Genomic DNA, 7649 nt, shown 5'->3' on the forward strand with positions numbered 1-7649 from the left:
GGCTGACCTTCGACGCGGGGTGTCTGTTCGGCGTCGGGTTCGTGTCCTGGCTGCAGTTCGAGTCGCTGTACCGGATCAACGCGCTGTGCCTGTGGAGCGCGAGCCCGGCCGAGTACCCGAGCGAGAAGTGCAGCGCCCGGCCCGCGGGGCCCGACAGCACGGGCCGACCATGAGGACCGCCACAGGCCGGGCAGCTCTGCCGTGCCAGCCGTACGGCGGCCGGCGAGAGCCCCGCGTAGGCGCCGAGCACCCGCCGCAGCGCCCCGTGCGCGGCGACGTACAGCGCCCGTTCCGCCGGCCGGCGCAGTGCCGCCGCCCGGCGGCGCTCGTGCGCGTCGAGCACCGAGATGTCGAGCGGGACACCCGTCTCCGGCGTCCGCACCAGCCACAGCAGCGGGCCCTGCCGCAGATCGCGCAGGCACAGTCCGGGCCCCCGCACGAGCACCTGAGGACGGGCGTTCACGCGGCCGGCTCCTTGAGTCGGGCCGCGATCTCGTCGAGGTACCCGTCCCGCAGCAGCTGTGGGTGAGTGCAGTCGAGGTCGTGGTTGACGATCGCCCCGCTCACGTGCGGCCGCCACGCCTCCCGCGTCAGCCAGTCCTCGGCACGCGGCGCGGCAGCGGTGAAGAACACCAAGTCGCCCTCGAACACGGTGTGTTCGTGCTCCCGCATCATCCGCGCGTGGTTCGGCACGATGTCGACGATCCGGGAGAGCGCGCGGTCGGACAGCCCGGCGAGCGGACTCCCCGCCCTGCGCAGGGTGGCCAGGACGTCCTCCCGGTCGCGTTCCCCGGTGCGCTCGAAGCCCGCCATGCGCAGGACGGCGGTCAGCGCGTCGCCCTCCTCCGGCGCGGGCCGCTCCCGCCACTGCTCCGCCGGGAAGGCGTCCAGGAGGGCGAGCAACTCGACCTCCTGACCGGCCTTCTGGAGCAGCACCGCCACGGTGTGCGCGAGGATCCCGCCGACCGACCAGCCGATCAGCCGGTACGGCCCCTCGGGTCGAACCTCCCGAATCCGCGCGACGTAGTCCTCCGCCTCCTCCAGCAGGGTCCGCGGCAGCGGCGCGTCGTCGGCCAGACCGCGCGCCTGGATGCCGTACACCGGCTGCTCGGGCCCGAGCCGTGCGGCCAGCCCCGCGTAGCACCAGGAGATCCCGCCCGCCGGATGGAACGCGAACAGCGGCGGCCGTGACCCCTCCGTGCGCAGGGGGAGTACGACGTCCAGGGCGTCCTCGGACGCGGGGCCCGCGGCATCGAGGCGGGCCGTGAGAGCGGCGGGGGTGGGCGCTTCGAAGAGGGAGCCGATCGTCAGCTCGGCGCCGAACTCCTCCCGCACCCGGGTCACCAGCCGTACCGCGAGCAGCGAGGTGCCGCCGAGGTCGAAGAACGCGTCGTCCGGGCCGACCCGCGAGACGTCCAGCACCTCGGCGAAGATCCGCATCAGAGCCGCCTCGCGCGCGGAGGCCGCGGGACGGGTCTCGCCGCAACCCTCGAAGACCGGTGCGGGCAGGGCGCTCCGCTCCAGCTTGCCGTTGGGGCTGAGCGGGAACGCGTCGAGCGCGATCACCGCCGCCGGCACCATGTGCTCCGGCAGCTCACGCGCCAGCGCGGCCCGGACGGCCGCCGGGTCGGCGCCGCCGGTCACATAGCCGACGAGACGGTCCTCCCGCACCAGCGCGCATGCCCCGTCCACCCCCGGCCGGGCCGCCAACGCGGCCTCGATCTCGCCGAGTTCGATGCGCTGCCCGCGCAGCTTGACCTGGTGGTCGGTGCGGCCGAGGTACTCGACCTCGCCCTGCGCGCTCCAGCGCGCCACATCACCCGTGCGGTACATCCGGGCGCCCGCCGGGCCGAACGGGTCGGCGACGAAACGGGACGCGGTCAGCTCGGGCCGGCGCAGATAGCCGTCCGCCAACTGCACGCCCGCCAGGAACAGTTCACCGGGTACGCCGGGCGGGCACGGCCGAAGTGCCGCGTCCAGCACGTACAGACGGGTGTTCCACACCGGCCGCCCGATCGGGACGGGGCCGGGAGCCTCGGGGACGCAGGGGTGGTAACTGACGTCCACGGCCGCCTCGGTCGGGCCGTACAGATTGTGCAGCTCCACCCCCGGGAGGACCCGTGCGAAGGCGTTGGCGGTCTCCCGGGGCAGCGCCTCGCCGCTGCAGAAGACCCGGCGCAGCACGTCCGCACACCCGGCCGCGTGCGGGTCGGTCAGGAACACCTGGAGCATCGACGGCACGAAGTGGCAGGTGGTGACGGCCCGTTCACGGACGAGCCGGGCCAGGTAGGCGGGATCCTTGTGGCCGCCGGGCTCCGCCACGACCAGGGCGGCGCCCTCGCGCAGCGGCCAGAAGAACTCCCACACCGACACGTCGAACGACGACGGCGTCTTCTGGAGTACCCGGTCCCCGGCGGTGAGCCGGTACTCGTGCTGCATCCAGCGCAGCCGGTTGTCTATCGCCCGGTGCGGGACGACGACCCCCTTCGGACGGCCCGTCGAGCCGGACGTGTAGATGACGTACGCGGGGTGCGCGGGGGTCAGGGCCCGCGGCGGGTCCACCGGCGGCCGCGCCGACACGTCGAGCCCGTCCAGCACGACCAGCGGGGTGCCCGTGTCCTCGGGCAGCCGCCCGGCCCGGTCGGTGATCGCGCAGACGGGCGCCGCGTCCTCCAGCATGTACGTCAGCCGTGCGGCCGGATAGTCCGGATCCAGCGGCAGATAGGCCGCCCCCGCCTTGAGCACGGCGAGCAGGGCGACGATCAGCTCCACCGAGCGCGGCACCGAGACCGCGACCAGGGCGCCGGGCCGGGCGCCGAGGGTGCGCAGATGCCAGGCCAGCCTGTTGGCCCTCGCGTTGAGTTCCGCGTAGGTGAGGCTCCGCTCGCCGTACAGCAGGGCCGTCGCGTGGGGGCTGCGAGCGGCCCGGGACTCGATGGGCCCGATCAGCGTGGTCGGCGGCAGCGCGCGGCCCGTGCGGTTGAACTCGTCGACGACCAGGGCCTGTTCGGCCGGTGTGGCCACGGTGTGCGCGGCGAGCGGCAGGTGCGGGTCGCTCTCGGTGAGCCGGTCCACGAGGTGGAGGAACCGTGCTTGGTGGGCGGCGAGGGCGGTGTCGTCGTAGAGCGCGGGATTGCCGTCGTGGTCGATGCGCAGACCTCGGCCGTCTGCCCGGTCGTAGATGTTGACCGTCAGGTCCTCGACCGGCCCCGCCGACAGGTTCCGCGCCCGCGCGGGGGCGCCGGCGAAGTCGACGCCGTAGTCGAAGGGCATGACGTTGACCAGCGGGCCGACCAGGCCGCGGTTCTCGCCGAGCAGGCCCAGGTCGCGGCGGATGTCCTCGTAGCGGTAGCGCTGGTGGCGGCGCACCTCGCGGATGCCGTGCACGACCTGGCGCACCAGATCCGCGAAGGTCGCCTCGGGAGTGACGGTCAGCCGCAGCGGCAGGACGTTCATGACCATGCCCGGCACCCGCAGCGCGACCGAGCCCATACGGCCCATCATCGGCAGTCCGAGGACCACGTCCGACTGCGCCGTGGCCCGGGAGGTGTAGAGGGCCTGGACGGCGATCAGGACGTCCGGCCAGGTCGCGCGGAGCCGGGCGGCGAGCTCGCGCAGCCGCTGGGTCGTCTCCGGGCCGATGAACGCCGTACGCCGCAGGAAGGACCGCGAGGGCAGAGCGCCGCGGCCGGCGAGGCGGGGTACCTCCGGGCGGTCGGCGAAGGATCCCGTCCAGTGCGCGCGGTCGGCCGCGAAGCCGGGGGAGGCGCGGTACTCGGCGTCGTCCGCGACCAGGTCCGCCAGTGGGCGGAAGGTCCGTGCGGGAGGCTCCTCGCCGCGCGCGAGCGCCGAGTAGATCTCGGCGGTGCGGCGGACCAGGAGCGAGTAGCCGAACCCGTCCATGACGAGGTGGTGGATGCGCTGGTACCACAGCCAGCGGTCCTCGCCGACCCGGAAGAGCGCGTGCCGGAACAGCGGGCCGGACGCCAGGTCGCAGGGCGCGGCCAGATCGGCGCGCATCCACGCCTCGGCCTCCTCGGGAGTGGCCGACTCCCGCACCGTCAAGGGGAGTTCGATCTCGTCGTGGAGGTACTGCCGTGGCCCTTCGGGAGTGTCCGCCACCCGGACCCGCAACGCTTCGGCCTCCGCGGTCACTTGCCGGAGCGCCGCCGCGAACAGCCGCGGATCCAGCGGTCCGTCGATCTCCAGGCACTCCGCGGTGTTCTGGGCCGGGCTGAGCGGGTCCAGGGCCTGGGCGAACCACATGCCCGACTGGGCCGCCGTCAGGGGCAGCGCCGTGAGGGTGACGGTCATACCGCCCCCAACAGCGCGGCCCAGGCCTCGACGGCGGGCTTCTCGGCGAGATCGGCGAAGTCGGCGCAGACGCCGTACTCGCGGCGCCAGCGCTCCAGCAGGGCCATCACGCGCACCGAGTCCAGGCCGTGGTCCACGAGGTTCTCGTCGACGGGGATGTCGGCGGGGTCCTCGCCGAGGCAGTCGGCGACGTCGGCGCGGATCTGCTCCACGGTGAGCCCGGTGACCCCGTTGGACCGGAGCCGGTCGAGGAGCGCCTCGGTGGTGGTCACGACCGCGCAGCGGCCCGCGGCCCAGCGCAGGGCCATGTCGTGGTCCGCGCGGGAGAAGTCGGCGACGGCGTCGGCCACGACGAACGCCCGGATGTCCCGCTGCCAGGCGTCGGCCGCGGTCATCAGCACACCGATGTGGGCGTAGACGCCGACGATCACGAGCTGGTCGCGCTCGCCCATGAGGCGGTGCAGGTCGGTCCGGACGAACGCGCTGTACTTCCACTTGGTGAGGACCGTGTCGCCGGGCTCGGGCGCCACGGCCCCGGGCGCGGCGAGGGACGAGGGGTCGTTTGCCACTCCCGGCCCCCAGAAGTCCAGTTGGAGTCCCCGTTCCTCGGGTGACTGCCCGCCGCGCTGGGCCGAGTGGACGACCGGGATGCCGGCGCGACGGGCCTCCTTCAGCAGCCGGGAGGTGTTGTCGAGCAGGCCGGCGAGGGGCTGTGCGCCGGCCGGGAATGCGGACAGGAAGTGCTGCTGGAGGTCGTGGACGAGCAGCACGGCGCGGGCCGGGTCGACCGTCCACGACACGCGGCTGGCCGGCAACTCGTCGGCGGACGGGAGCGGATAGGGGGTGATGGCGGGAAGTGCCATGGGAGGAAGGGCCTTTCAGGACTGTTCGGCGGACGACCGCAGCTGCGTCTTGCTGACCTTGCCGACGCCCGTCCGGGGGAACGCGTCGACGAACTCCACGAGATCGGGCACCTTGTAGGCGGCGATCCCGTGCTCGCGCACGAACCGTTTGACCGCGACCGGCCTCAGCGGCTCGGCGCCCTCGCGCAGGATCACGTAGGCGAGGGAGCGTTCCCCGAGGTACTCGTCGGGGACGGCGATCACGGACACGTCGTGCACGGCCGGATGGGCGAGGATGATGTTCTCGATCTCCTCCGGGGCGACCTTCTCGCCGCCCCGGTTGATCTGGTCCTTCGCCCGTCCCTCGACGACGAGATGGCCGGTCGGGGTGCGGCGCACGATGTCGCCGGTGCGGTAGAAGCCGTCCGCGGTGAAGGACCGCGCGTTGTGGTCGGGGGCCCGCCAGTAGCCGCGGATCGTGTACGGGCCGCGGGTGAGCAGCTGCCCGAACCCGCCCTCCGGGACGTCGTCCCCGGCCTCGTCGACGATCCTGATCTCGTCGTCCGGGGAGATCGGACGGCCCTGGGTGGTGACGACCGTCTCCGGATCGTCGTCCAGCCGGGTGTAGTTGACCAGACCCTCGGCCATGCCGAAGACCTGCATCAGCCGGCAGCCCAGGGCGGGCTCCAGCCGCCGCGCCGCCCGCTCGCTGTACTTGGCGCCGCCGACGAGCACCAACTCCAGGCTGGACAGGTCCTGTTGGGACCCGGCGGCGGCTTCCGTCCACACCAGGGCCAGCGGGGGAACCAGACCCGTCATCGTGATCCGCTCGCTCTCGATCAGCGGGAACGCCGTCGCCGGATCGGGCTTCGGGCACAGCACCGACGTACCGCCCGCGTAGAGCACGCCGAGCCAACCCGGCGAACTCATCGGGAAGTTGTGCGCGGCCGGGAGGGCGACGAGGAAGCGGGTGTCCGCGTCGACCCCGCAGATCTCGTTGGAGCCCCACAGCGAGTACAGGTAGTCGTCGTGGGTGCGCGGGATGAGTTTCGGTACACCGGTTGTCCCGCCGGAGAGCTGGAGGAAGGCCAGTTCGTGCGGTGCGGGTCCGGCGGGCGGGGCGGACGGCTCGCGGGGCACCTCGTCCAGCGCCGTGTGCTCACCCGGATCGCCGGCCACGAAGACGTACCTCAGGCTTGGGGTCCGCTTCCGTACCCGGGAGGCGAGATCCCGGTGGTCGAAACCGCCGTACACGCCGGGAATCACATAGGCGACGGCCTCGGTGAAGGCGCAGAAGTGGCCGATCTCCGTGTCGCGGTGGGCGGGCAGCGCGAACACCGGGAGCGCGCCGATCCGGAAGAGCGCGAAGACCACCTCGACGAACTCGCCGATGTTGGGCAGCTGGACGACCACCCGGTCGCCGCGGCCGATCCCGCGCGCGGCGAACCCGGCGGCGAGCCGGTCGGCCCGCTCGTCCAGCTCGCGGTAGGTCCAGGTGCGGCGCACGGGCGCCGGGTCGACGAGGGCGATCCGGTCGGGATGGGCGGCGGCCCGCTCGCGCAGGACGCCCCCGAAGGTCTCGCCGCGCCAGTAGCCCGCCGCCCGGTAGCGGTCCGCGAACTCGGCGGGCCAGGTCGGGGCGTCCACGCCCGGGGTGAGGGTCACAGCGAGGCCCCCACCGCGTGCAGGAACGTCCGGAACTTCGCCGCCGTCTCGGCCGTCTCGTCCTCCGGGGTCGAGGCGGCGACGACGCCCGCTCCCGCGAACAGCCGCAGCGATCGCCCCTCGGCCTCGGCGCAGCGGATCGTCACTACCCACTCGCCGTCCCCGTCCGCGTCCTGCCAGCCGACCATGCCCGCGTACGGGCCCCGGTCGAACGGCTCCGACTCGGCGAGCACCCTCCGGGCCACCTCGGTCGGCGTGCCGCACACCGCCGGGGTGGGGTGCAGCGCGGACGCCAGGTCCAGCGCGGTCGCCGCCGGGTCGGAGAGCTCCCCGGTGACGGTGGTGGACAGGTGCCACATGGCCGCGGTGCGCACCAGCGTGGGCCGCTCCGGCACCTCCAGCCGGTCGCAGTACGGCGCCAGCGCCTGTCGTACGGCGGCCACGACCACGGCGTGCTCGTGCAGGTCCTTCTCGGACTCCAGGAGGGCGACCGCCCGCCGGACGTCCTCGGCCAGGTCGGCGCTGCGGGGCGCCGAACCGGCCAGCGGGTTGGCGGTCAGCCGGCCGCCCGTACGGGCCACGAGGAGTTCGGGGCTGGCGCCTATCAGGGTGCGGCCGGGGCCGCTCGGCAGCGCGAAGGTGTAGCCGGCCGGATCCCGGCGGGCCAGCCGGCGCAGCATCGCGGGCAGATCGGGCTCGCGCCCGGAGGTCAGTTCCAGGGTGCGGGCGAGGACGACCTTGTACGTGAGACCGCGGGTGTTCTGGCCGTGGTCGCCGACCAGGGCCATGCCCACGGGTTCGTAGCGCCACTTGCCTTCGATGTCGACC

The 7649-nt window shown here is 73.6% G+C and carries 4 protein-coding genes and 2 pseudogenes; all 6 read right to left on the reverse strand.

The window, feature by feature from the left end; all coding sequences use genetic code 11:
* A pseudogene (locus ABZ896_RS51210) lies at window positions 1-463 on the reverse strand (hypothetical protein); the annotation flags it as partial.
* On the reverse strand, window positions 460-4314 hold the full coding sequence (locus tag ABZ896_RS51215; protein WP_360945914.1) for an amino acid adenylation domain-containing protein: 3855 nt from the start codon (window positions 4312-4314) through the stop codon (window positions 460-462). The pseudogene ABZ896_RS51210 and the gene ABZ896_RS51215, both read right to left, overlap by 4 nt.
* Window positions 4311-4526 carry a phosphopantetheine-binding protein gene (locus tag ABZ896_RS51220; RefSeq protein ID WP_360945923.1) on the reverse strand — a complete coding sequence of 72 codons (216 nt, stop codon included), beginning with the start codon at window positions 4524-4526 and terminating at the stop codon, window positions 4311-4313. The genes ABZ896_RS51215 and ABZ896_RS51220 overlap by 4 nt, the downstream gene beginning before the upstream one ends.
* 27 nt (window positions 4527-4553) lie before the next feature.
* Window positions 4554-5177 (reverse strand): annotated as a pseudogene (locus tag ABZ896_RS51225) (isochorismatase family protein); the annotation flags it as partial.
* A gap of 15 nt (window positions 5178-5192) precedes the next feature.
* Complete coding sequence (locus tag ABZ896_RS51230; RefSeq protein ID WP_360945917.1) at window positions 5193-6821, reverse strand: (2,3-dihydroxybenzoyl)adenylate synthase; 1629 nt, start codon at window positions 6819-6821, stop codon at window positions 5193-5195.
* Window positions 6818-7649 (reverse strand): isochorismate synthase (locus ABZ896_RS51235; protein ID WP_360945920.1); only part of this gene is annotated, 832 nt, incomplete at its 5' end. The genes ABZ896_RS51235 and ABZ896_RS51230, both read right to left, overlap by 4 nt.

This window comes from Streptomyces sp. NPDC047072 (assembly GCF_040643855.1).
Taxonomy (GTDB): Bacteria; Actinomycetota; Actinomycetes; order Streptomycetales; family Streptomycetaceae; genus Streptomyces.